This is a genomic window from Daejeonella sp. JGW-45, from assembly GCF_029360805.1.
Lineage (GTDB): Bacteria > Bacteroidota > Bacteroidia > Sphingobacteriales > Sphingobacteriaceae > Daejeonella.
Window position 1 is genome coordinate 63,717 of sequence record NZ_JARKNC010000006.1, and the last position, 25,088, is coordinate 88,804.

At 42.2% G+C, this 25,088-nt stretch carries 17 protein-coding genes; 14 read left to right on the forward strand and 3 right to left on the reverse strand.

Annotated elements, in window-relative coordinates:
- Nucleotides 1-31: 31 nt before the first annotated feature.
- Both P2W76_RS07780 and P2W76_RS07785 read right to left on the reverse strand, forming a co-directional pair.
- Nucleotides 32-376: a response regulator transcription factor gene (locus P2W76_RS07780; RefSeq protein WP_276347134.1), complete on the reverse strand. Its 345-nt coding sequence runs from the start codon at nt 374-376 to the stop codon at nt 32-34.
- Between the two features lie 165 nt (nt 377-541).
- Nucleotides 542-1,159 (reverse strand): polysaccharide deacetylase family protein, encoded by a 618-nt coding sequence (locus tag P2W76_RS07785; RefSeq protein ID WP_276347136.1) that lies wholly within the window; start codon nt 1,157-1,159, stop codon nt 542-544.
- Nucleotides 1,160-1,264: 105 nt separating this feature from the next.
- Here P2W76_RS07785 and P2W76_RS07790 point away from each other — a divergent pair, with 105 nt between their 5' ends.
- The 4 genes from P2W76_RS07790 (at nt 1,265) to P2W76_RS07805 (ending at nt 5,570) form a co-directional block, all read left to right on the forward strand.
- Nucleotides 1,265-2,614, forward strand: a complete 1,350-nt coding sequence (locus P2W76_RS07790; RefSeq protein WP_276347137.1) for a TolC family protein — start codon at nt 1,265-1,267, stop codon at nt 2,612-2,614.
- Nucleotides 2,615-2,647: 33 nt separating this feature from the next.
- A complete protein-coding gene (locus P2W76_RS07795) occupies nt 2,648-4,012 on the forward strand; it encodes an efflux RND transporter periplasmic adaptor subunit (RefSeq protein WP_276347139.1) in 1,365 nt (454 codons plus the stop codon).
- A gap of 151 nt (nt 4,013-4,163) precedes the next feature.
- Nucleotides 4,164-5,162: an NAD(P)H-dependent glycerol-3-phosphate dehydrogenase gene (locus P2W76_RS07800; protein ID WP_276347141.1), complete on the forward strand. Its 999-nt coding sequence runs from the start codon at nt 4,164-4,166 to the stop codon at nt 5,160-5,162.
- 87 nt (nt 5,163-5,249) lie between these two features.
- The gene (locus tag P2W76_RS07805; protein ID WP_276347143.1) at nt 5,250-5,570 is read left to right on the forward strand and encodes a hypothetical protein; all 321 of its coding nucleotides are present in this window, start codon (nt 5,250-5,252) and stop codon (nt 5,568-5,570) included.
- A gap of 180 nt (nt 5,571-5,750) precedes the next feature.
- Here the strand turns inward: P2W76_RS07805 and P2W76_RS07810 are convergent, their stop codons facing one another.
- Nucleotides 5,751-7,595 carry a DEAD/DEAH box helicase gene (locus P2W76_RS07810; protein WP_276347144.1) on the reverse strand — a complete coding sequence of 615 codons (1,845 nt, stop codon included), beginning with the start codon at nt 7,593-7,595 and terminating at the stop codon, nt 5,751-5,753.
- Nucleotides 7,596-8,138: 543 nt separating this feature from the next.
- On the opposite strand from P2W76_RS07810, the gene P2W76_RS07815 reads away from it, so the two are divergent.
- The 10 genes from P2W76_RS07815 to P2W76_RS07860 all read left to right on the forward strand — a co-directional run bounded on the left by P2W76_RS07815 (nt 8,139) and on the right by P2W76_RS07860 (nt 25,054).
- Nucleotides 8,139-8,735: an RNA polymerase sigma-70 factor gene (locus P2W76_RS07815; protein ID WP_276347145.1), complete on the forward strand. Its 597-nt coding sequence runs from the start codon at nt 8,139-8,141 to the stop codon at nt 8,733-8,735.
- Between the two features lie 57 nt (nt 8,736-8,792).
- Entirely contained in the window at nt 8,793-10,070 is a 1,278-nt protein-coding gene (locus P2W76_RS07820; protein ID WP_276347146.1) for a hypothetical protein, read from the forward strand.
- Between the two features lie 133 nt (nt 10,071-10,203).
- Nucleotides 10,204-11,220: a FecR domain-containing protein gene (locus P2W76_RS07825; protein ID WP_276347147.1), complete on the forward strand. Its 1,017-nt coding sequence runs from the start codon at nt 10,204-10,206 to the stop codon at nt 11,218-11,220.
- Nucleotides 11,221-11,402: 182 nt separating this feature from the next.
- Nucleotides 11,403-14,831, forward strand: coding sequence for a SusC/RagA family TonB-linked outer membrane protein (locus P2W76_RS07830; RefSeq protein WP_276347148.1), 3,429 nt, complete (start codon nt 11,403-11,405; stop codon nt 14,829-14,831).
- 51 nt (nt 14,832-14,882) lie between these two features.
- On the forward strand, nt 14,883-16,439 hold the full coding sequence (locus P2W76_RS07835) for a SusD/RagB family nutrient-binding outer membrane lipoprotein (protein WP_276347149.1): 1,557 nt from the start codon (nt 14,883-14,885) through the stop codon (nt 16,437-16,439).
- Nucleotides 16,440-16,623: 184 nt separating this feature from the next.
- Nucleotides 16,624-17,178: an RNA polymerase sigma-70 factor gene (locus P2W76_RS07840; RefSeq protein ID WP_276347150.1), complete on the forward strand. Its 555-nt coding sequence runs from the start codon at nt 16,624-16,626 to the stop codon at nt 17,176-17,178.
- 102 nt (nt 17,179-17,280) lie between these two features.
- Nucleotides 17,281-18,459, forward strand: a complete 1,179-nt coding sequence (locus P2W76_RS07845; RefSeq protein ID WP_276347151.1) for a FecR family protein — start codon at nt 17,281-17,283, stop codon at nt 18,457-18,459.
- Nucleotides 18,460-18,578: 119 nt separating this feature from the next.
- Entirely contained in the window at nt 18,579-22,067 is a 3,489-nt protein-coding gene (locus P2W76_RS07850) for a SusC/RagA family TonB-linked outer membrane protein (RefSeq protein WP_276347152.1), read from the forward strand.
- A 21-nt stretch (nt 22,068-22,088) separates the two neighbouring features.
- Complete coding sequence (locus tag P2W76_RS07855) at nt 22,089-23,642, forward strand: SusD/RagB family nutrient-binding outer membrane lipoprotein (protein WP_276347153.1); 1,554 nt, start codon at nt 22,089-22,091, stop codon at nt 23,640-23,642.
- Between the two features lie 101 nt (nt 23,643-23,743).
- Nucleotides 23,744-25,054, forward strand: coding sequence for a hypothetical protein (locus P2W76_RS07860; RefSeq protein WP_276347154.1), 1,311 nt, complete (start codon nt 23,744-23,746; stop codon nt 25,052-25,054).
- Nucleotides 25,055-25,088 lie beyond the last annotated feature (34 nt).

The window sequence follows — 25,088 nt, forward strand, 5'->3', positions numbered from 1 at the left end:
AGGTCACCGGTACAGTACACCAATTCAGATTCTAGGCATTAAGGTGAAGAGCTATTTTGGCCACCAGATCATTCATGTTGAAAGGCTTTTCCAAAAAATCGTCTGCACCTGCTTCTCTCGCTGATCGCGCCAGATCAGTACTTGCAGAAATCATAATCACCGGAATGTTCTTAGTGTTATTTCTCTTTTTAAGTTCGCGGCAGATATCCCTTCCATCGTGTCCCGACATCCATATATCTAACAGAAAAAGATCAGGAAATTCATCATCCATCTCCAGAACGGCGGCGCCATTTAAAGTAGAGCAAACCTGGTATCCTTCAAATTCAAGCATCATTTCTACGGCATCGACAATGCCAGGGTCATCGTCGGCAATCATAATTCTTTTTTGAGAGGTCATTGGCGGACTACTAGCAATAATTACGCCTGTATTTTCTTATAAACTAATATATTTTATAAGAAGCTGATATTCTGGATATCATCTCGTTTTTGAATGTTAATTATCTCGTATCGAAAATTAATTAGATAAGTATCTGTTCAATTTTTAGAGCATTTTGAATGTATATCCCTGAGTGTGGAGCTTTTCTAAAACAGCTGGCAAAGCATACTGTAAACGGGGGAAGGCCTTGACGCTATCATGAAATACTATGATAGAGCCATTCTTTACATTCTTAAGTACATTTTTGACTACCTGATCGGGCTTTAAACTATCATCGAAATCACCGCTAAGAACGTCCCACATAATAATTTTCATTTCCGGAAAATGCGTCCTGATCTCACTAATCTGTTTTTTTCTTATCCTGCCATACGGTGGTCTGAATAAATTCGATTCGACCAGATCATTGCACATTTTTACACTATTTATATATTCTTCGTTGCTGCTTTCCCATCCTTTGAGATGATTGAATGTATGATTTCCTACAGCATGTCCGGCAGATAAGACATTTGAGTATATATCAGGATATTTGCTTACATTATCTCCAATGCAGAAAAAAGTGGCTTTGGCATTAAAATCTTTTAGGGAATTTAGTACAAATGGTGTAACAACAGGTACAGGTCCGTCGTCAAACGTGAGATAAACGAACTTTTCCCTCCTGTTTTTATGCCAGGTTAACGTGGGATATAACCATCGCAACCAGAATGGAGAGTATGTAAGATACAAATTGCTTTTTTGTTAATTTATCACGAAGATAAATATGTTAAGTAATTTATAGATAGTAATTTTATACACGAATTCTAACCAATTGGTTGTTGTTTAACTCTTAATATGAAACAAATAAAGCTTAAAGGATTTTCTATATACTCTGTTTTAACGCTATTTTTTTTAATCTTAAGTTCAATTTCTTTACGTGCTCAGGAGAAAATTACATTAAAACGAGCGACAGAGCTTGTTATCGAAAATAACCTTCAGGTTAAGCAAGCAGAGTTTTCGGAAGCGATATCTGATGAGAATCTCAGGCAGTCGAAATACTCGCTGTTTCCAACCTTGAATGCTAACACCAGTCTTAACTTTAATTTTGGCCGGAGTATTGATCCTTTAACAAATCAGTTTGTAAATCAAGCGATTACTTCGACAAACGGGAATATATCGTCAACCACCCCATTATTTGGCGGTTTTCAACGAATTAATATCATCGCCCAGAATAAACTTCAGCTTGAGGCGGATAAGAGTTTTACGCAAAAAGTTAAAAATGATCTGATCCTCGCTGTTGTAACTAATTACCTGACGGTATTAAACTCGCAGGATCTTCTTACTGCGTCGCGGCAGCAGTTAGATATTTCGAAACAACAGCTTGACGTTGAGCAAAAGTTTTATGATGTGGGAGAGAGGACCCTTGCCGACCTGTCTCAGGCAAAATCGCAGGTGGCAACCGCGGAACTAAATGTTACCAATGCTCAGAACCAGGTTGATCTTGCATTTTTAGATCTTGCACAGTTGCTTGAACGTGACCCGGCGATTCAATTTGAAGTCGAGAAACCGGCCGTTAGTGACGCAACCACCGTCAATACGGCCTACTCTGCAGCTGAAGTTTATAAATCAGCATCTGTAAATTTTCCGGACATAAAGCTTGCGGAATTAAGAAAATTGGTTTTAGAGAAGGAGATTGATATTGCACGAAGCGGGTATTATCCTTCATTGAATTTGCAAACCGGAATGGGTACCCGATATTCGAACGGTACTTTCGGCAATACTTCTTTTGCAAATCAAATCCAGGATAATTTTAACCAATTTATTGGATTCGGGCTAAGCATTCCAATATTTAACGGATATTCGGCACGGTCTGCCGTCCGGCGGGCGAGGATAAATTTTGAGAATGGCACTGTCAACGAGCAGCTAGCCAAAAATAACCTTAACAAAGTGATTAATCAGGCTGTTTATGATCTTAGAGCCGCTGAAAAAAGATACTATTCGGCGCAGACAGCGTTCGAGTCGTCAAGAGAAGCATTCAATGTGATTGAGCAGAGATATGCTGTCGGGCTTGTAAATTCGCTTGATTTTAATCAGGCGCAAACGAACCTGAATAAGGCACAGTTTGATCAGATCCAGGCCAGGTACGACCTTATTTTCAGAAGCAAAGTGATCGACTATTACCTTGGAAATCCAATTACTTTTTAATCAGAAAACCCTACTTCTTTTATAAACCCTAACATGGCAAAGAAAAATAATACAATGAAATATCTGCTTATTGGAGCAGGAGTACTGGTTGTCGTAGCAGTTGCGGGAAATAAGCTCGGATGGTTTGGTAAAAGTGACGCAGTACAAATCGCTGTCGAAAAAGCGAGTTCACGAACAATTATTGAAACCGTGTCAGCCAGCGGAAAAGTCCAGCCGGAAGTTGAGGTTAAGCTTAGTGCCGAAGTCTCAGGTGAAGTAGTGGAATTGCACGTAAAAGAAGGCGATGTGGTTAAAAGAGGTCAGCTGTTATGTAAAGTGCGGCCGGACGTTCTTCAATCAGGTTATGATCGGGCAGTAGCATCATTGAATACCCAAAAAGCGGCATTGGCCAGTTCTCAGCAATCACTTAAGCAGGCCGAAGCAAATTTCGCAAACACCGCCGCCAAGTATAAGCGTAATCAGGAGCTGTTTTCGAAAAAGGTTATTTCAGCGGCAGAGTTTGATGCGGTCAAGGCTGAGTATGAAGCGGCAAGGGCGAGCCTTGAAGCTGTCCGTCAAAACGTGGTGGGATCCAGGTTTGGAGTGGAACAATCAAATGCTGTGGTAAAGGAAGCCGGTGCAAATCTCGCAAAGACAACTATTTATGCGCCTACAGATGGAGTGATTTCAAAACTTTCTGTTGAATTGGGGGATAGGATTTTAGGTACGTCTCAAATGGCTGGTACCGAGATTATGAGAATATCTAATCTTAGCTCTATGGAAGTTAGCGTGGATGTAAATGAAAGTGACATCAATAGGGTTTCAGTGGGAGATATGGCCGACATCGAAGTTGATGCATTTCAGAATCAGAAATTCAAAGGCGAAGTAACCGAAATTGCCAGTTCATCAAACGTGGTCGGCACGTCAACAGATCAGGTAACCAATTTTACGGTTAAGGTACGTATTGTTCCGGAATCGTATCAAAAGCTTCTTCGTGCTGACAGTGCGAATCCTTCGCCTTTCCGCCCGGGCTTGTCGGCCACGGTGGACATTCAGACTGAACAGTTTAAGGGAATTGCGGTTCCAATTCAGTCTGTAACAACACGGGAAGAAAAAAAGGAGGTTAAAGATGATTCAAAAGGCGGCCAGCAAACGGCATCTGGTAATAACACGAAAGAGAAGAGAAGCTCAGAGCCGGTGAAGGAATATGTCTTCGTACATAACGGCGGGAAGGTAAAGCAGGTTCAGGTCACTACAGGAATACAGGACGATACCTATATACTTGTTAAAAGCGGACTTAAGGCAGGAGAGGAAGTCGTTTCAGGACCGTTTACTGCGATATCTAAAACGCTGAAAGATGGAGCCGCAGTTGAAAAAGTAGATAAGGAAAAGCTTTTTGCAGGCGAAGCTAAGAAGTAATTTACAAGAAATCCGTAACTTGTCCCTCCTGAAAGCCACAGGTTTTTCGGGAGGGATTTCTTATATTGCAGATAGTCTCTATTCCTAATAGCTCATGCAAGACCTGTCGATCTTCGCGGAGGTCTCTTGCCATTAAAAGCAATTTTTACAAATGAAAAGCAGTATAGCAGTTGTTGGTGGAGGTAGCTGGGCGACGGCTATAGTTAAGATCCTCGGTGATAACCTGAATGATAAAGAGGTTTACTGGTGGATGCGTAATTTGGATGCGATAGAACATATAAAAAAGTATAAGCATAATCCCCATTACCTCAGTTCTGTCGAAACGAAAGTTTCCGGTGCGCACATTAGCGCTAACCTTAAGGAGGTGATTTCAGGATGTGATATGGTTTTACTAAATGTCCCCGCTGCATTTTTGAAAGAAGCATTAGCAGGAATAGAAGAAAAGGATCTTAAAGGCAAAAAAATCATTTCCGCAATTAAGGGTATAGTACCGGAAGATAACCTGATCATCGGTGAATTTATGAACCGGAATTACCAGATCCCGTTTAGTGATATCGTAGTGATCAGTGGCCCCTGTCATGCTGAAGAAGTGGCCCTGGAAAAGCTCTCGTACCTGACGATAGCCTGCCAGGATCTTAGCCTGGCAAATTCATTTGCCGCCATGCTTAATACGCGTTATATTAAAACTAATGTTTCAGACGATATTTATGGGACCGAGTATGCTGCGGTGCTTAAAAACATTTATGCAGTAGCAAGTGGAATTTGCCATGGGGTTGGCTATGGCGATAATTTCCAGGCTGTATTAATCTCTAACGCTGTCCGTGAAATCGAAAGGTTTGTTGCTGCAATACATCCGATAGACAGGGATATAAAGGAGTCGGCTTACCTCGGTGATCTTCTGGTTACTGCATATTCTCAATTTAGCCGTAACCGTACATTTGGTAACATGATAGGTAAAGGCTATACCGTGAGATCCGCTCAATTGGAAATGAACATGATTGCCGAAGGATATTACGCTGTATATTGTCTTCACCAGATTAACAAAACGTACAAAGTAAATATGCCGATATGCCGTGCTGTTTATGCTATACTTTATGAAAATCATTCTCCCCAGATTGAAATGAAACTGCTTTCGGAACAGCTCACTTAAGCTATTCGAAAAAGAAAAATTGTACCATCTTCATCTTTTTAAAACCTTCCTCATTGCTCGCATGTTGCTATAAGAAAAAAGATAGCGATGAAAAAGATCACAACTATACTCGGCATTGCCGCAGTAGCTGGCGTAGCTTATAAAGTATTAACCCATAAAAAGGCAGACGGTTCAACCTTGCTTGATAATCTGACCGAGGCCGGCAAAGGTTGGTCAGATAAGGTTCATGAATTTGTGGAAGCCAATAAGGGCTGGAAAGATAAATTTAATCAATTCGTGGATGATGTTAAAGATCGTCTGATGCCTGATATGAAGGGACCGAATGGGGAAGATGTATTTACCGATATGTATAAAAGAAATTATTATACAGACCGTGAGGGCAGCAGGGTTTATATGGACGAAGCTTAGTGTCAGGTTGCCACTTGCTTATCAGTTGGCGGGCTAACCGCAGATAGGGAAGCGCTTTACTTCAGATCGTGGTAAATATGCCGAACCAGTCTGGCAGCAAAATCGGATAATAACAATAAATTATTATTAAAAGAAAGGCCGCCAATTGGCGGCCTTTAAATGGTTATAGGAATCAGTAGGTTAAAGCCGTCTGCGCCGGTCACCGCCTTCACGACGTCCACCTCCGGAGAAACCTCCTCCCCGATCCTCACGGCGTTTGCCTGAAAAGTCGCGGAATCCACCGCCGCTTCCGCCTTCACGACGTCCGCCCCCGCTGTTTCCGCCGCGATATCCACCACCTTCCCGGCGGGATGAATTGCCACGATATCCACCGCCTGACCCGCCACGATCGCTATCTCTATCGCCAGCCATTTCAATGCGCACGCTTCTGCCTTGAAAGTCAACCGATTTGAATCCTTCGATTACCTTATTTACTTCAGAATCCTCAACCTCAAAAAATGTAAACACTCCTTTAAGGTCGATCTTACCAACGCTCTTGCCGCTGATCTTCGTGTTGTTGCAAATGAATCCGAGCATATCGCCGCGGGTGAAATCATCTACTGAACCAAGGTTCATGAATAAACGGGTATAACCTGCATTTCCTCTTGATCCGCGATCTGAACGTTCACCACGCTCACGGTCGAACCCGCGATCATCCGCAGAAATATTCAGATCAGGAGCCTTAGAATAGTATTCAAGGAAACTGTTAAATTCAAGAGAGGCGAAACGTTTAATGATTTGCTCCTTATCCAGATCTTTAAATTCCTCCATGATGCGGGGAATGTATTGTTCGATCTGAGCCTCATTAACCTCCACATTATGAACTTTATGTATGAGAGCGAATAATTGTTTCTCACATACGTCAAAGCCACTTGGAATTTCGGCCTTTGTGAACTGCTTTCCAATGGTACGTTCGATATGACGAATCTTTCCTAATTCCTTCGAATTAATGATCGCTATAGAAATACCTGTTTTTCCGGCACGGCCAGTACGGCCGCTTCGGTGCGTATAATTTTCAATCTCATCAGGAAGAGAGTAGTTAATTACGTGAGTAACATCATTAACATCAATTCCCCGTGCAGCAACGTCAGTAGCTATTAGTAACTGAAGGCTACGATCGCGATAGCGCTTCATAACCTTGTCGCGTTGTTGTTGCGAAAGATCTCCGTGAAGTGCATCAGCGTTGTAACCATCTTTCATCAGAGATTCAGCAATTTCTTGAGTTTCAATTTTTGTCCGGCAGAACACAATACCGAAGATCTCAGGGTTGAAATCAACAATACGTTTAAACGCTGCATATTTATCGCGCGCTTTTACAATGTAGTATTCATGTTCGATATTTACGTTACCGGTATTTTTGGTACCCATAGTAAGTTCGAACGGATCTGTCATGTACTTCTTTGCAATTCTGCGTACTTCTGTAGGCATGGTTGCAGAAAATAACCAGGTCTTTTTATCATCCGGAGTGGTTGATAAAATACTGTCGATGTCTTCCTGAAAGCCCATGTTAAGCATTTCATCTGCTTCGTCAAGTACAACGTATTGTACTTTTGTAAAATCAATCGCTTTGCGATTAATAATATCGAGCATCCGACCGGGAGTGGCGACTACGATCTGTACACCACGTTTGATCTGGCGTAACTGATCTGAAATATTCGCACCACCGTAAACTGCAACAACATTAACGTTATCCATGTTTTTAGCGTAATTCTTTATGTCGCTGGTGATTTGCAGACAGAGTTCACGCGTCGGACAAAGAATGAGTGCTTGCGGGTAATTTTCCTCGAAATCTAATAGTTCTAATAGAGGGAGGCCGAAGGCAGCCGTTTTACCGGTTCCTGTTTGAGCTAATCCGACAAAATCGTTGCTGCCTGAAAGTAATACCGGGATAGATTGTTCCTGGATCGGTGTGGGATTTTCGAATCCCAATTCAGCTATGGCATTAACAATATCATGACGGATACCCAAGGTACTAAATGGGTTCATGATAATTTTTAAGTGCTCTCAACCTTATTGCTGAAAGCGCCGCAAAGGTACGGATTTTATTTGAAATTGGAAAGCTTCTTTATAGTAAAGATCAATCTCTCTCCGCGGTAATCATAGCGCTTCTATGTCTGGAATGTTCACCCTGACAGATTGTTTTTAGGCTGATCGGTAATGGTTCCTGCAATCGCTCTTTTGCGTAGCATAATGACATTGCCCCTATGACTTGGGAGTTAATTATATACTTAATGTAGGAAGTTTCCAACATACATTCAAATTAAAATAATAGTAAACATTAATTAAACCCGTAAGAAATTCGGATATATCCGGCATTCCTCCGCGTTTAGTCCGGGTTTAGTCCGCGTTTATATAAATTAATTCTGCCTTGTTGGGACCGGAAAGGTATAAACGGAGTGGTTATATATTCTTCTGTATCTTAATCGATTTTATATCGAACTCACGTTAACTAATTTGTACGGAAAATTGAATTTATTTGAATTATATCGTAATGTTCATATCTTAGTTACATAAACTTAATCGCATATTTTGAAGTTCAAGGGTTTGCATAACGAGTCTGATCTGATAAGATTAACGGCCCTTGGGGACGAGAAAGCATTTCGAAAAATCTTCGATTTTTATAGCGGCAGGCTTCATAACTATATCCTGAGAATAACGGATAGCGATGAGATCGCGGAAGAGATTGTCATGGATGCTTTCACTAAGATCTGGATTAACCGGTCAAATCTGTATGCAATAACGAAATTTGACTCGTATTTATACACATTGGTGCGAAATCAGGCATTCAATGCGATTAAAAGAATAGCTCACGAAGCCCGTATTATCCGGGAGCTTAGTCTGGATAATACCGAATATCAGCATAATACCGAAGAAACGGTGTTTTATAATGATTACAAGAATATTATTAAGGATGCAATGGACCGCCTTCCTCCGCAACAGAGAATTGTTTATAGCCTGAGTCGTGATGAGGGATTAAAATATGATGAGATAGCCCTTGAGATGAATCTCTCAAAGAATACTGTCAAAGCTCATTTAAAGAAGGCAGTAAGCAACCTCCGCACAGTTTTGTCGAACCACGACCTTGTCCATATTTTTATTCTTATGTCTTTTTACTGTGTCCGCTAGCTTTTCATTTTATGGGCGTTATGACGCAGTATGCACATGTATTAAGCGTACATACCTATGAAAAAAAATCGCAGAGAGTTCTTGCAAATTACAGGCATTGCCGGTGCCGCCATAGCAGGGTCGAGTCTTATGTCGGCCTACGCCTTGCCGGCAGACGACCAGGTGTTTCCGGCGGAGCCGGCAGCAGGGGATGAGAATCTTAGTATAATAGGTATGTACGGCCCATGGGCGGCAGCCGAAACGACAAAAGATCTACCTGAGTATTCATTTAGACGAAAAGAATGGTCTGATGTTAACGCCTGGCGAAAGGTCGCCCGTGAGCGTTTGATATCGCGATTAGGGATTCCTGAAATTGGCCCTGCTCCTAAAGTAACCCTTGTCAAACAATACACTTATGACGGTCTGCATATTGAAGAATTAAGCTGGCAATTGCCGTATGGCCGCGTTACCGAAGCCATTTTGATGAAACCAGCAGATGCCCGGGAGCCCTTACCGGGGATTTTGGCATTCCATGACCATGGCGGAGACAAATTCCACGGTAAAGTGAAAATAATAAAAACTTCTGGCGAGAAGGATCCACTTATAGAAGAGCATCAGAAGAACTATTATGGAGGCCGTGCATGGGCAAATCAACTTGCAAAGAAAGGATATACGGTATTGATATCCGATGCTTTTACATTTGCAAGCCGCCGGGTTCTTCTCACGGATGTTCCCGTTCACATGCGGGGTGGATTGGATCCTAAAGAACCGGAGAAGCCCGAAAACATAAAAGCTTACAACAAATGGGCAGGCCAGCATGAACATGTAATGGCTAAGTCGTTATTTAGCGCAGGATTAACCTGGCCGGGTGTGTTCCTTGCTGAAGACAGAATAGCTTTAGATATACTCTGCGCCCGAAAAGATGTAGATGCAAACCGGATCGGATGTGCCGGTTTATCTGGAGGGGGGCTGAGATCTTTATATATGGGGGCCCTCGATGACAGGATAAAGTGCTGCATCCCGGTAGGATTTATGACGACCAGTAAAGACCTGGTATTACATAAATCTTATACCCATACATGGATGACATTTACACCATTGCTCCCTAAAGAGCTGGATTTCGCTGAGATAGTAGGGGTGCGTGCCCCGCTGCCTACGCTGATATTGAACAACAACGAAGACGGCCTATTCACCCTGAGCGAAATGAAGGAAGCAGACCGGATTCTAAGTGAAGTCTATAAGAAAGCCAGTGCAACAGATAAATACAAATGTTCATTTCATCCCGGGATTCACAAATTTGATGTCGATATGCAACAAGAGGCGTTCGAGTGGTTCGATCGCTGGCTAAAAATCTGATCATTCGAATAAAATCAGAACAATTACTTGCGGGTTAAAGATATTTTCTTTTTGACTAACCCTATTTCCTGTCCCGCTTGTCCTTACTGTTATAGGGCAGGTAGCAACCCTCCTTAACCTAAAACTTTGAAGTATGTCTATTCATAGATTTAAATATCTTTTTCAGCGATTTGTAGATAAATCGGCCAGCAAGGAAGAAACTGATGAATTTTTGTCTATGATGGACAGAAATAATTATGATGAGAAGATTAAGGAGCTACTGGATGAATTCTGGAAGGAGCCGCACTCGTTCAAATCGTTGGAAGACGGGAAAGCCGAGCGGATTTTCAATCACATAATATCTTCTGACCGTAACGAAAGACAGGCCGCCAGAACCCGAGTAATTAATATAAGGGGCATGGCTGCTGCAGCCATAGTCGTATTAATTGGTATTGCCGTGCTTTTCTATCGGCCTTTCAGCCCTCAAACAGATGCTACCGTTAAGCATATCAGGGCGTCTGAGACGCCCAGGACCTCAATTCCACCGCGACGTTTTATAAATCTTCCAGACGGTAGCTCCGTCATCCTTAACGGGAATAGTAAACTGGACTTTTCAGCTTTTAATAAAAACGGCAAAAGAGAGGTCATCCTTACTGGGGAAGCATTTTTTGATATTATTCATGATAAAGCCCGTCCCTTTATAGTGTATACGGGAAAGCTCAGAACAACAGTGCTTGGCACTAAATTTAATATCAAGGCTAGTCGCGGAAGCCGGACCGTAACAGTTACCGTAAAAAAGGGTAAGGTAAAAGTAGGTGATAGTAAGCGTACATATAATTATATCGATCCCAACCAGCAAGTCGTCTTTAATGCAGAAAAGACCACGTATGTGAAGAAGGCTGTTAAATCGGAAGAGGTTATATCATGGGTTGCAGGGGATATGTATTTCGACGATGTAAGTATGATAGATGTAGCTAATCAGCTTCAGGAGCGCTTCGGCATTTCCATAGTGTTCGCTAACGAGCTTGTAAAAAAATGCCGGTTCAGTGCAACTTTCCTGAAGACCCAGAGCCTGGAACAGATACTAAATATAATCGGTGAGTTTAATAACATTAAATACCAATTCCGGAACAAGGACACAATAGTGCTGGACGGAGCAGGATGTAATTAATCGTAACAAGAAACGGATATGGAAAGAAAAATGAAACTACCACCCTGAAAAAAAACCCTCAAATATCTTCACGGCAATGAAGGTTCTTGGAGGGTTCCGCCATCAGATATTAACCTGAGGCATGTTTTAAAATAATTCATCCCCTAGAAAGGATATTGATAACCTTAAAACCTTGTAAAAATATGAAATATTTTACAATTACTACACGGGAGGGTACCCACGTTGCATTTCTGTCGGCAAAGAAAACCCCCAAATTTAATATAGCACAACTTATGAGAATCGGCTTTGTATCTTTAGCCTTAGTATTAATTACTTTTCAATTGTTGCTAGCTCTGCCCGTTAAGAGCCAAAAGATCAGTGCGGTCGAAGTAAAGCTGGAATTAAAAAATGAAACTTTGCTCGCTGCTTTTAAAAAGATAGAGCAGCAAACACCGTTTCGGTTTGTCTACAGGAAAGGCGACCTTATATCTCTTCCTTCAAAGAGTATCACTTCCTCTACATATACCGTCGAAGAAGCGCTAAACCTATTGCTGGCAAATACTGAATTTTCCTACAGGCAAATTGACAATAACGTACTGATAGTGACCGGCCAGTCTATGCCTGATCAGCAGCAAGTTGATAACTTCGCGGATATTCCCATCCGGGGCCAGGTGACCGACACGAAGGGGGAAACCTTACCGGGAGTAAGTATCAAACTAAAAGGCACGCAGGTGGGTACTACAACTGATGTCAATGGAAATTATTCAATCAACGTTCCGGATAGAAACAGCATTCTTGTTTTTACGTACATAGGATTCGTTACCCGTGAAGTAACAGTGAATGATAATACAACGTTGAACGTCAATCTTGACGCTGCAAATACAGCGTTAAATGAGGTGGTTGTAACTGCGCTGGGTATTAAACGTGCGGCTAAATCGCTTACCTATTCGGCGCAGGTGATTGATGGCGCTAGCCTGGATGAAGCAAAGGAAACAAACGTTATTAATTCCCTGCAGGGAAAAGTTGCGGGTGTAGTAATTTCTAAAAGTGCTACGGGGCCGGGTAGTTCCTCACGCGTGATATTAAGGGGAAACCGCTCAATAACAGGTGGCAATGAACCTTTGTATGTAATTGATGGTGTTCCGATGAATAGCGGTAAAAGAGCTTCAGGCGGAGGGTCTTTCGGCGGACGCGATGGCGGGGGTGGTATATCGATGATCAATCCGGATAATATCGAAAGTATGACTGTACTTAAGGGAGCATCAGCGGCAGCGCTTTATGGCAGTGCAGGGCAAAATGGTGCAATCGTAATTACTACTAAGAGCGGAAAGACTGGTAATATAATGGTGGATTATAATGGTGGTTTTACTGTCGATAAGGCCATTGATCTTCCCGAACTTCAGTATGAATACGGCCAGGGAGATGGCGGTATCTATTTGCCAGGCTCTGAACATAGTTATGGTGCAAAAGCCGATGGTCGTATGGTTACGCTATGGAACGGAAGCAGTGTTCCTTATGTGGGGCAGCCGGATAATCTAAAGAATTTTTTCAGGGAGGCTAAAACCTACAATAACTCAATAAGCGCAAGTGGTGGAAACGACAAAATGCGGACCCATTTCTCTTATGGAAATACAACCGCTGAGGGGATACTTCGTAACAACGATATGGTAAGGCACAATGTTGATCTTAAATTGGACAACAACATTTCGAAGAAACTTTCATTCTCGACCAAAATAAGTTATATCTACCAGGAAGTAAATAATATGCCCGCGACAGGAGAAGCAGGTTATGCGTTATCGTCAATGTATCGGGCTCCGACATCTATTCCTTTAGATGAGATAAAGAAGTATAATTATTTTGACGTTAACGGTGTTGAATGGCAAAGCTATTGGAAACCTAATTCGTCCATTTTATCCAATCCATATTGGGATATGGAAAGGGATCTGTTTTTTGAAAAGAAAGACCGGGTGCTTGGATTATTTTCGGCAAAATATGACTTCAATGACTGGTTGAACTTCCAGATTCGCGGAAGCATTGATAAGACCCTCGAAAAAACAGACCGCAAGATCTATAACGATACCTACACTACTTATGGAATTGGGTCAACTTATGTAGTCGAAGATTTTATGCGGCAAAGTACAAACGTCGATGCATTATTATCGTTCAATCGCACCATAAATAGCAATTTTGACCTGTCCGGAAACCTCGGTGGATCCCTGCAACAAGGTAGTGCTACCAGTGCCTCTGTCGATGCACGTGGTTTGAGTAAGCAAAACTATTTCTTTTTAGTAAATGCCAAGAATCCTTTGGCTCTGAATGGGTATTCTCAAAGTCCGCAAGTGCAGTCGATTTATGGAACAGTCACTTTGTCGTATAAGGACTACCTGTTCCTGGATGCAACTGCCCGTAACGATTGGTCGTCGGCGCTGCCTAAAGGCAATCAATCCTACTTTTATCCTTCTGTAGGTGTGACTGGAATTGTATCAGAAATGTTCACTCTTCCTTCATGGATTTTGTATGGTAAACTTAGAACGTCCTTAGCCTATTCTGGTTCAGGGGGCGCGGCATACCGTGATCGCAATTACTATTCTGTCGCAAACGGCGGATTTATTGGAACGCCATCTACACGCTCTCTCCCTACTTACAAACCTGAGTTAACATCTGCATTTGAAGTTGGAACTGAGTGGCGTTTATTCGAAGGAAGAGTTGGTATTGATTTTACATACTATACCACGGACACTAAAAATCAATTGATTACTATATCCACTCCGGCTGCATCATTGTTCAGTAGTCAGTATATCAATGCGGGGCTGATCAATAACAATGGAGTTGAAGCAACATTGAATCTAACACCTGTGCGATCTAAGACGTTCACGTGGGATGCGTCTTTTAATTACGCCAAGAATAATAATAAAATCATCCGCCTTACCGACGAAGTGACCAGAGCTGTTATGTCTGATGACAGGCAGGTTCTGGTAGATGCTTCAGTTGGCGGAAGTTATGGTGATATGTATGTGATCGGATGGCAAAGGGATGCACAGGGCAGACCGTTGGTTACGAGCACAGGAAGTCCTATGCTTACGGCAAAGAACCAATATGCCGGTAATTTTAATCCAAACTACAATCTTGGTTTCAATAATACATTGTCGTTTAAGGATCTTTCCTTAGGGTTTTTGCTCGACTATAGAAACGGCGGAACGGTAATTGCCGGTACTCAGGCGCTGCTGGATGCGGATGGTCATTCCAAGGCATCTCTCAGAGGACGGGAAGGCGGAATTATCTTGGATGCCTATACTGTTGACGGGCAAAAAAATACCAAGAGCATTACTTCACAAAGCTATTTTGGAACAATTGGTGAAAGATATCCGGCAGGTGAATTCTATGCATATACAGGAACAAACTTAAGGTTGAGAGAAGTGGTTCTGGGGTATAACCTGACCAATCTATTCTCTGAAAAAGGATTTATTCGTGGTGCAAGGGTTTCACTTGTGGGCAGAAACCTTTTCTTCCTCTACAAGGATGCACCGTTTGATCCGGAATTGCTTTTAGGCACAGGGAATGTGGCAGGTAGTGAATATAATTCGCTGCCAAGCACGAGAAATATCGGTCTTAACCTGAAACTTTCGTTTTAACTCCCGGTGAGTTAGCTGTTGGTAAGTTTTAAACTTTTAAAATTATTTGAAATGAAATACCCAAAATCAACATATAAAGGAATACTGACCGGTTTAACATTTTTGCTGGCTATTTCCTGGACTGGATGCACTAAAAACTTTGAAGAAAGAAACACCAGTCCAACAGGATTGGAAACTCTGGATGCTACAGACCTTAAATCTTTATTTCCTACTGCATTATACAATGGATGGAATATTGCATTCCAGACGGGGCAGAATCTTACTGCAGGAATGTATAGTCAATATTTTAATTGCACGCAGGTTGCATTCGGATCCCACCGCTATGTAATTAATCAGCAGTGGATGGCAAGTACCTGGACCGGACTTTATGTATCGACGATGCCGGCAATGGTTAATATTATAGATAATTCCAAAGACTTGCCAACGATGAATGCAATTGCGCGGATTTGGAAAGTATATATCCTAAATCGGTACACCGATTATTTCGGTCCCATACCATACTCTCAAATAGGTAAGTTCAAAGAAGGCGAAGGTGTAGCTTATGATTCCCAAAAAGATATCTATTTCGACTTTTTCAAGGAATTGACCGAAGCTTCAAAGTTGTTGAAGGATAATATGGCTAAGCCATCATTTGGAGATAAGGATCTTATTTTCAAAGGTGATAACGCTAAATGGCTTAAATTCGCCAATACACTCAGATTAAGATTGGCACTCCGCATTTCAGGAGTAGAGCCTGCAAAAGCCAAAATGGAAGCTGAGGCCGCCTACGCAGATGGGGTTATGTTAAGTCCAAGTGATGATGCCTTTATGACCGCTTCGGCAGCAACGAGAAATTACCTGAATTATATCTCTGCATGGAATGAATTCAGGATGAGTGCTAATATGGAAAGCCTGCTTGTTGGCTACAAGGATCCACGTTTACCATTATTCTTTAGTCCTGCCAAGGCGGATGGCAAGTATCGCGGAGGCAGAAGCGGAATGATCCCTTCTGAACAGACAGTTGGTTTTAATACCTATGATTATACTTCAGATCTGGGGCCGAGGTTCAATCCATCGCTAATGAACAGCAATCCATTGATTGTAATGGTTTCCGCCGAAGCTTATTTCTTGCGGGCAGAGGGAGCTATGAACGGATGGAATATGGGCGGAACTGCTAAAGATTTATATGAAAAGGGAATTGAGACCTCCATGCATACCTGGGGAATTTCCGATGCGTTGGTAATCAGTACCTACATCAACGGTACCAGCTTACCCATAGCACCAGCACCTGAGAATGGTTGGAATACTCCTCCTTTGACAGATATCCCTGTGAAATTTTCAAGCATTCCGGAAAAGCAAAGAGAGCAGATCGGTACCCAGAAATGGCTTGCAATCTATCCTAGTGATATGGAAGCATGGGCTGAGATGCGCCGTACAGGTTATCCAAAAATGTACCCGTTGATTCATTCTGACAATGATGACATGCCTAAGGATCAGATGATCAGACGTATTGTTTTTACAAATAAGGATCGCGAGGCAAATTCCAAAGCTGTTACAGCTGCAATTGCGCTATTGGGACCGGGAGGAGATAAAGTCAGTACGCGATTATGGTGGGATGTGAAACCCTAGATCAATTTCTTTAATATTTTATCTTTATCCGCGTATGGGATATCCGAGCTATAATTCGGGTATCCCATATTTCTTTATGAGGAATACTTGATCTCTGGCGGAAGACAACTTGATTTTTTGAAAATAACTATGTTATTGAGTTGTGGAAATATTCTTATATTGGTCTTGCTTAACTTAAACTGTCTTGAAATATAAGTCTTCAACGGATAAGGAATTGCTTGAATATTTAAAAGCGGCCGAACATGGAGCGTTTACTGAAATTTACAACAGGTATTGGAAACGACTCCTGGCCATTGCTTATAATTTTAGTAAAGACAAAGCTATTGCTCAGGATGTTGTTCAGGAAATATTCACCCGGCTTTGGGTCAAGCATGCCGAACTTGAGATTGAGTCATTGAACTGCTACCTGGCTACCGCTGTAAGATTCTCGGTACTCAAACTTATCTACAGACAGAAGAGAAGATTGGAGATTGAAGCCCAGAATTGTAAGGATGAGCTATCAACACTTAGCGAAGACCAGATCGAGGCCAGGTTTACCCAAGAATACATTAACAAAATAGTGGAGTACCTTCCGGAAAACTGCCGGATGGTGTTTAAATATAGTCGCAATTCTGGTTTATCTATTTCCGAAATTTCAATGGAATTAGGAATTTCAAAGAAAACAGTCGAAGGACATCTTACCAAGGGTTTGAAAACTATCCGGTTGAGCTTGAGAGACGGATTCCATTTTTTCTTTTAGCGTTCAGCGTCTTTTCCGGGTAATCTTTTTTATTTTCTTTTCGGGCAAGGGTAGTACGACCCCTTATGGTACTTTATGTATATAAGCCTAAATGGGTGAGCTATGCAAAAAGAAGAAATCCACCAACTAATTGAGAAATACCTTCACAACACTGCTTCCCAGGAAGAGATTGATAGCTTGTTTGCATGGTATAGATCTGAGCTTAGCGCGGAAGTTGAATGGGATTTAGACGAAGCTGAGGATGAAGCCCATGTAAAGACAATGATTTTTTCCAAAATTGTAAATGATGAAAGAATCAGCAGACGGCGCTACATTAACCCAATTTACTATGCAATAAGTATTGCAGCCAGTATCCTGCTGTTTCTGGTGGCTGGTTTATATTATTACTCCGGTAATGTAACAGAGCAAATGGCTGTTGCTGATAAGGTTGTTGCCAAAGCAAAGCCAAAAGATATACTTCCTGGCGGCCACAAAGCCATACTTACCCTGGCAGATGGACGAAAGATTGTTCTTGATGATTCTCAGAACGGAATTGTGATCAATCAAAACGGTATCAATGTTCACAAAAATTCGAACGGAATAATAGAGTATACGCTTACTAATCAGCGTAAGGGTGCTCCGGACGAATTAGCGGATAATGCTAAGGTCATTTACAATACTATTGAAACTCCGGTTGGTGGTAAATTTCAATTAAACCTTGCTGATGGAAGTAAAGTATGGCTGAACTCCGCCTCGTCTTTGCGTTTCCCTGTTATTTTCACGGATGACACGCGGCAGGTAGAGTTGAAGGGGGAAGCCTACTTTGAGGTTTCCAGGGATATTCATCGTAAATTCTCTGTTCGTTCTGGTAACCAGTCAGTCGAAGTGCTTGGAACGCACTTTAATATCAATGCCTATTCTGATGAACCGACAATTACGACAACGCTGATCGAGGGGAAAGTCCGGGTAATTGAACTTAATACAAAAGAGTCTCAGATTCTGCAACCGGGAGAACAATCAAAAGTTGACAGAAATATAAGGATACAGCGTACAACCGATACGCAAACAGAGGTAGCCTGGAAAGACGGTTATTTTTATTTTGAGAATGCCCCAATAGAAACTGTAATGCGTCAGCTTGGAAGATGGTATGGAGTGACAGCTAAATACGAGGGGGTCTTGCCGCAACATCATTTTGCCGGGGCGATATCGACTAACTTAACGCTTCTGGAAGTATTGGAAATTCTTGAAAAAAGCAATGTACATTTTCGATTGGAAGGGAAGGAGGTTGTCGTTATGCCGTAAAAATAATCGAAAGAAGGCATAAGAAAAAACCAGAAGCGTTGTCGCGCCCCTGGCTAAAGTCTGGCCTTCGGATAAAAAATTATTGAGATAGTTTATTGATCACCAAACCAAACAAATTTATGAATTTTTTTACCAAAACTGAGGGCAGTTCAGGTCTTTCCACATTATTAGACCTAAAGCCAACAACTAACAACGCAATGCGGTTCTTTGCGCGTGGTAGTAGTCAAAGGGGCGCATTTAGTTCAATTTTCCTTGCTATGAAGCTAACGTTCATTCTTCTTCTAGTATTAATATTAAATGTTCATGCTGAAGGCTTCTCACAGAAAGTAACTTACAGTGGCGAAAACGTGCCGATTGAAAAAGTGCTCTCGACGATTAAGAAGCAGACAGGATACGGATTTTTCTTCCAGAAAGAATTGATCAGTCTTGCGAGGCCCGTAACAATAAATGTTGTTAGCGAGGACCTTTCAAAGGTGTTGACAAGCGTTTTTAAGGATCAACCGCTTGAGTTCAGTATCAGGAGCAAAACCATATTAGTTTCAAAAAAGACATTTACAGCAACTATTCCGGACGGTTCTTCTCCAAATGTTCAAATTTTTGATGTCGACCAGGATATCGTTGTGCGAGGTCAAATAACGGATGCGCAGGGCGAAACGTTGCCTGGAGTAAGTATCAAACTAAAGGGAACTTCTGTAGGTGCAACAACAGATATTGATGGAAGGTTCACGATCAACGTGCCCGATAATAATGCCATCCTGGTTTTTACTTATATCGGATATCAAACACAAGAAGTTGCCGTGGGTGGCAGAACGACTTTAAACGTGAAGCTTGAAGCTGCCAACACAGCCCTTACCGAGGTAGTAGTCACGGCTCTGGGTATTTCTCGTGAGAAAAAGGCACTTGCATATTCTGTAACAGAAGTGAAAGGCGAGGAATTTACGCAAGCAAGAGAAAACAACGTGGCAAATGCGTTCAGTGGTAAGATCGCTGGTGTAAATGTTACGGGCATGTCATCGGGTCCGGGCGGCTCAAGTCGTGTAATTATCCGAGGTAACGGATCTCTTAGTGGTAATAACCAACCTCTTTATGTGATCAACGGAATGCCTATGAATAATACCGCACGCTCACAAGCTCAGGGCGAAGGCTCAACGATATTAGATCGCGGAGATGGTATCGCTGCTATAAATCCGGATGATATTGAAACAATAAATGTTCTTAAAGGAGGTCCTGCAGCTGCTCTTTATGGTAGCCAGGCATCAAATGGAGTGATACTTATCACTACGAAGAGTGGTAAATTGCAAAAGGGCGTCGGGGTAGAGCTGAATAGTAACTTTACTGTTGGTAGCCCTTCAATGTATCCTGAATTCCAGTATGAATACGGTCAGGGGCTTGACGGAGTGAAGCCTACTACCAAGGCCGAAGCGATTAGCTCGGGCCGCTTGTCTTTTGGCGCTAAGATCGACGGACAGCCATATATGCAATTCGATGGCGTGATGCGCCCATATTCTGCTGTTAATGTAAAAGATAACTGGAAGAATTTTTACAGACCAAGTACTAATCTTACAAATACCCTCGCGTTTTCGGGAGGAAGTACGCAAGCACTAACGTACAGAATGTCAGTTTCGGATCTTCATGCCCAGGCGATGGAACCAAACTCAAGCTATAACAGGCAGACTGGAAATCTCAGTTTAAGGTCTGTGCTTGGCGATAGAATCACGGTTGAATCTACTTTGCAGTATAATATTGAAAAAGGTAAGAACCGGCCTGGTAACGGATATGCTGATAATACTACTTCATGGGCAACTAACTTGTTAGCTAATACGGTAGACATTCGCAATTTGGCTCCGGGATATGATGCTAATTTCAACGAGGTGCAGTGGCAACAGGTCCCTGAAGCTCAAAATCCTTATTTTGTTATTAACCGAATGGGAAATACGGATACTAAAAACAGATTCATGGGACAGGCTAGTATCCAGTATAAGATCCTTGATGAGCTATCATTAAAAGTTAGCGGTATGAGGGATATAGACAGGTTCGAGTCTATGGACTATATGCCTATAGGTACTGCGAAAAGACCAAGAGGGTTATTTAATTCAGGTACGTCTTTTGTAACCAAAACGACCGCTCAGGCTCTATTGAATTACAATAAAACCTTTTTTGAGAACTTCCAGTTTACGGCGATGGCAGGTGCTAACCTCGAAAGAAACAAATCAGAGTCAACCGTAAATAATGGCTCTGAGTTTATCGTTCCTGATTTCATAAGTTTCTCGAACCTTGCATTACAGACTGCATCAGTAGGCTTAAGCCGTTTTGGGCAGAACTCTGTATTTGGATCTGCGGATATAGGGTATAAGAGTTTGCTCTACTTCACATTCACAGGAAGGCAAGATTGGTTTTCAACTTTAAATCCGGGAAATAACTCTATTTTCTACCCATCATTTGGTACCAGTTTTATTCTTTCTGATGCCATTAAACTGCCATCACTTATCAGTTTCGCTAAGATCAGAGCATCCTGGGCACAAGTAGGAGGTGCTACAGTAAACCCTTATCAAATCAACCAGTTGTACACGTTTCAACAGGGAGGTCATATTGGGCGGCCAGTTCAAAATACTTCGGCTGCACTGTCGAATCCTAACCTCAGGCCCCTTACATCTACCACTTATGAGGCTGGTATCGATATGCAGTTTTTGAATAATCGCTTAGGAATAGATTTCACATATTACAATCGTAAAACAACGGACGATATTCTAAGTACTTCTATTGCGGCGTCTTCAGGGTATACTTCAGCGCTTTTAAATGTGGGGGAGTTAAGTAACAAGGGGGTGGAACTCCTTTTAACAGGCACTCCAGTTAAGTCGGATAAATTCACATGGGATGTAAGTTATAATGCTGCATACAATAAAAGCGAGATCCTGAAACTTGCACCTGGTTTAAGTACAGTAGGTGGTGCAGGTGTGGGCAGACCATACAACACGATTAGAGGTAGGACGTATTTGACAAACGCAGACGGCGTACGGGTTTACAATCGGCTAAGCGGATATGAAGTCCAGGGGCCGGAAATTGAATATGGCCAGGGCGTCCCACCTTACACCATGGGTTTGACAAACAATTTCAGGTATAAAAATCTCTCATTGAATGTCCTTCTTGATGCAAAGTTCGGAAATATTGTTCAATCAGGTCTTAGCAGATATATGTACCGTTTCGGACTAAGTAAGAATACACTTCCTGGCCGAGAGAACGGTTTAACAGTGACGGGTGTCGATCAGGCAGGCCAGCCATTTACAAAAACATGGCCGGTTGATCAATTAGATACCTATTATAATAATCAGGCAAGCTTGAGCCCATTAACTACATCTGTGTTTGACGGCGATTTTATCAAGGTGCGTAGTCTGATTCTGAATTACAGAATACCTGTAAATAAACTGCAGGCACTGAAGATTCAATCTGCTGATATTTCTTTTGTCGCGCGAAACCCTTTCATTCTGCATAAGCACATCACAGATTTCGATCCTGAATCCGCTTATACCATTGGGAACACACAGGGGCAATCATCGAATACAATTCCGAGAACCCGGGATATTGGTGTTAATTTAATTGTAAGGTTTTAGTTAATGTTATCAAATTTCAATATGAAAAATTTAAGAATTAAACCTATATATATAGCTTTTATTTTAGCAGTATCTTTGTCTTCATGTACAAAAGATCTTGCGGAGCTGAACAAAAATCCTAATGCTTACGAATCGGTAAATGCGAACTTTTTGTTCACCAAGGCACAATTGGGAGCTGTGGGATTAAATCCTAATGGCAATCGTTTCAATAATATGCAGATGCTTCAGCAAGAAGCTACCTACAGCGAGGTAACAGCTCCGGGCGATAAGTACTTCGCTGAGGGTTATGTAAGAAACAACTGGGCGGCTTATACGGGATGTCTGAATCAGATCCAGTTAGTAATTGATGAAGCCAAGAAAGACCCTTCAAACATCAATAAACTTGCTGCCGCTAGGATATGGAGGGTATATATTGTGCATCAGCTTACTGACCTTTACGGAGATATTCCATATACAGAGGCGCTAAAAGGGCTCGAAAGTAAATATCAGCCTAAATATGACCTTCAGGCCGATATCTATAAGGATATGTTCAAAGAACTTGAAGAGTCTGCAACGTCTTTCGATGCTTCCAAGCCTACATTCGGTAGCTCGGATCTTTTTTATGATGGAAACACTGTGAAATGGAAAAAGTTCGCTTATTCCATGATGCTAAGACTGGGAATGCGTCTCACTAAAATCGACCCTGTTCTAGCCAAAACTTGGGTGGAAAAGGCGATCGCGGGCGGCCCGATTCTGGAAGATGCGGATTTGGCAAGAGTTCCGTATGCTGACGGTGGGTTGCTAAGTAACAGAAATCCTTTCTCTGAGCAAATGAGGGTGTTAGATTATGTTGATGGTCAGAACCCACTGAATGTTCAAGGTTCGAAAATCTCTCAGCGTTTCATTAATCACCTCAAAGGAAATTCGACAACTACCAAAGATCCACGGTTGAATGTGATCTCAGTTTTATGGGTAAAGCAACCTTCGGGTGGGTATGTTGCAGATACAGCAACTGCTCTTCAAAAGGGAATGAAAAATGCCCAGTTTAACGGGTATCCGGCCGACTTTGAAACGTATTCAGAACCCAACCCCAATACCGTTATGCGTTATGATGCTCCGGTCATTGTGCTGGGTGCGGCAGAAGTTCATTTTCTTCTTTCCGAAGCTTCTATAAGGGGCTGGTATTCGGGAAGTGCAGCAACTTCATATAACAACGGCGTAACTTCCGCCATGAAGCAATGGTCGCTTTACGGTGCGGGAGGCGCAATTTCTACCGATAAAATAACTACCTACCTGAAATATAACCCCTTCCTCACAGCAGGTACATTCGAACAGAAGCTTGAGCAGATATCAACTCAACGTTGGGTTCTGGGTTATCTTGATCAGATAGAGAATTTCTCCAACTGGAGACGTACTGGATATCCAGTTTTAATTCCAACAAATTACCCGGGAAACATTACAGGTGGTAGGATTCCACGTCGTTATATTGTTCCTGAATCGGAAGAAACTCTTAACAGAGAGAACTTCCTTGCAGCTAAAGCAAGGCAAAGCGGGGATAACACTCTTTTAAGTCGTGTTTGGTGGGATAAAGAGTAAATTTCACTTTGATGGGAGAGGAGAAGTTTATATCTTACGATGTAAATTTTCCTCTCTCTTTTAATTAATTCACAATAAAATAATTCCTCCTTTTAACCGAGATGAAGCGTAGAGAACTCCTTAAATACCTGTCAATAGTACCGGTATCCGGTGCTGTAGCGGGTGCTATCATGCCGTACCAGTCAAATGCAGAAGAACTAACAACTTATGAGCCGGCCCGTCAATCTGGTCCGAAGCGCATTGCTGCGATTATTAGTGTATATTTTACCGGCTCACATGCAGATGTGATTGTTGGAAAGTATCTTGAGGGTTATAATCAGGACGAGGCTGCTCCCTATCCAGAGTCAAAGATTGTGTCAATGTTCCTTGAGCAGTTTGGTGAGGGGGGCGCTGGCCGAGGTGACATTAGCCGAGAGATGTCGAAGAAGCACAATGTTCCAATCTTCAGGACAGTAGCTGATGCACTGACCTTAGGAGGTGATAGCCTTGCCGTTGATGGGGTAATATTAATAGGAGAACACGGTACGTATCCTATGAATGATAAGGAACAAAAGTTATATCCAAGGTTCGAAATGTTCCTTAAGATCACTGACGCGTTCCGCCAGTACAAGAAGTCGGTTCCGGTTTTTAATGATAAACACTTATCGTGGAGCTGGAGACAGGCTAAGCGAATGGTTGAAATCTCGAAAGAATTGAAGTTTCCAATGTTTGCAGGTTCTACAGTTCCGGTTTCAGTGCGTATCCCGGCTATAGATACACCTTATGGTGTAAAGCAGAAATATGCGGTTGGGATTTCCTTTAGCGGCCTAGATATTTATGGGTTTCACTTATTAGATGGTTTGCAAGCTGTGGTGGAAAGAAGAAAGGGAGGCGAAACGGGTGTCCGAGCTGTGCAGTGCCTTGAAGGTCAGGACTGCTGGAATTATCTAGAGCAGAACGATTGGGTTAAGCGGCTTTTCGATCAGGCAATTTCTCACAGCGAAACCCGCGTAGCAGGCAATATGAAGGAACTTGTGAAGAAGCCCGCGGTCTTTATTATAGATTATAATGACGGACTGAAGGCTGCTGCATTTCTGTTAACAGGTCTTGTTCAGGACTTTACTTATGCGATAGATCTGGAAGGCCGGCAAAAGCCATTCTCTACACTGATGAAGTTGCAGGCAGGGAAGCCACATTATCATTTTGGCTGCCTGGTTAAGCATATGGAGAGTATGTTTAAAACGGGCAAAGCCCCCTATCCGGTGGAGCGTACAATGCTCAGCAGCGGAATCCTTGACTTTGCCCTTGAATCCCGGATATTAGGTTATAAGAAGCTCGAGACTCCGGAATTATCACAGGTACGCTACACCAGTCCCTCTGAGTCCTTTTTCTTTTCTAAAGGATGGGATCAAAACGGGAAGAGGTTAGATTGATGACTCCGCAGCTTATTCACGAGACGCTTAAAAA

What these genes read in the sequence shown, in the direction of transcription:
- P2W76_RS07780 (WP_276347134.1), bottom strand. Translation starts at nt 376, where the DNA reads ATGATTGCCGACGATGACCCTGGCATTGTCGATGCCGTAGAAATGATG.
- P2W76_RS07790 (WP_276347137.1), top strand. Translation starts at nt 1,265, where the DNA reads ATGAAACAAATAAAGCTTAAAGGATTTTCTATATACTCTGTTTTAACG.
- P2W76_RS07795 (WP_276347139.1), top strand. Translation starts at nt 2,648, where the DNA reads ATGGCAAAGAAAAATAATACAATGAAATATCTGCTTATTGGAGCAGGA.
- P2W76_RS07800 (WP_276347141.1), top strand. Translation starts at nt 4,164, where the DNA reads ATGAAAAGCAGTATAGCAGTTGTTGGTGGAGGTAGCTGGGCGACGGCT.
- P2W76_RS07805 (WP_276347143.1), top strand. Translation starts at nt 5,250, where the DNA reads ATGAAAAAGATCACAACTATACTCGGCATTGCCGCAGTAGCTGGCGTA.
- P2W76_RS07810 (WP_276347144.1), bottom strand. Translation starts at nt 7,595, where the DNA reads ATGAACCCATTTAGTACCTTGGGTATCCGTCATGATATTGTTAATGCC.
- P2W76_RS07820 (WP_276347146.1), top strand. Translation starts at nt 8,793, where the DNA reads ATGAAAAAAAATCGCAGAGAGTTCTTGCAAATTACAGGCATTGCCGGT.
- P2W76_RS07825 (WP_276347147.1), top strand. Translation starts at nt 10,204, where the DNA reads ATGTCTATTCATAGATTTAAATATCTTTTTCAGCGATTTGTAGATAAA.
- P2W76_RS07830 (WP_276347148.1), top strand. Translation starts at nt 11,403, where the DNA reads ATGAAATATTTTACAATTACTACACGGGAGGGTACCCACGTTGCATTT.
- P2W76_RS07835 (WP_276347149.1), top strand. Translation starts at nt 14,883, where the DNA reads ATGAAATACCCAAAATCAACATATAAAGGAATACTGACCGGTTTAACA.
- P2W76_RS07845 (WP_276347151.1), top strand. Translation starts at nt 17,281, where the DNA reads ATGCAAAAAGAAGAAATCCACCAACTAATTGAGAAATACCTTCACAAC.
- P2W76_RS07850 (WP_276347152.1), top strand. Translation starts at nt 18,579, where the DNA reads ATGAATTTTTTTACCAAAACTGAGGGCAGTTCAGGTCTTTCCACATTA.
- P2W76_RS07855 (WP_276347153.1), top strand. Translation starts at nt 22,089, where the DNA reads ATGAAAAATTTAAGAATTAAACCTATATATATAGCTTTTATTTTAGCA.
- P2W76_RS07860 (WP_276347154.1), top strand. Translation starts at nt 23,744, where the DNA reads ATGAAGCGTAGAGAACTCCTTAAATACCTGTCAATAGTACCGGTATCC.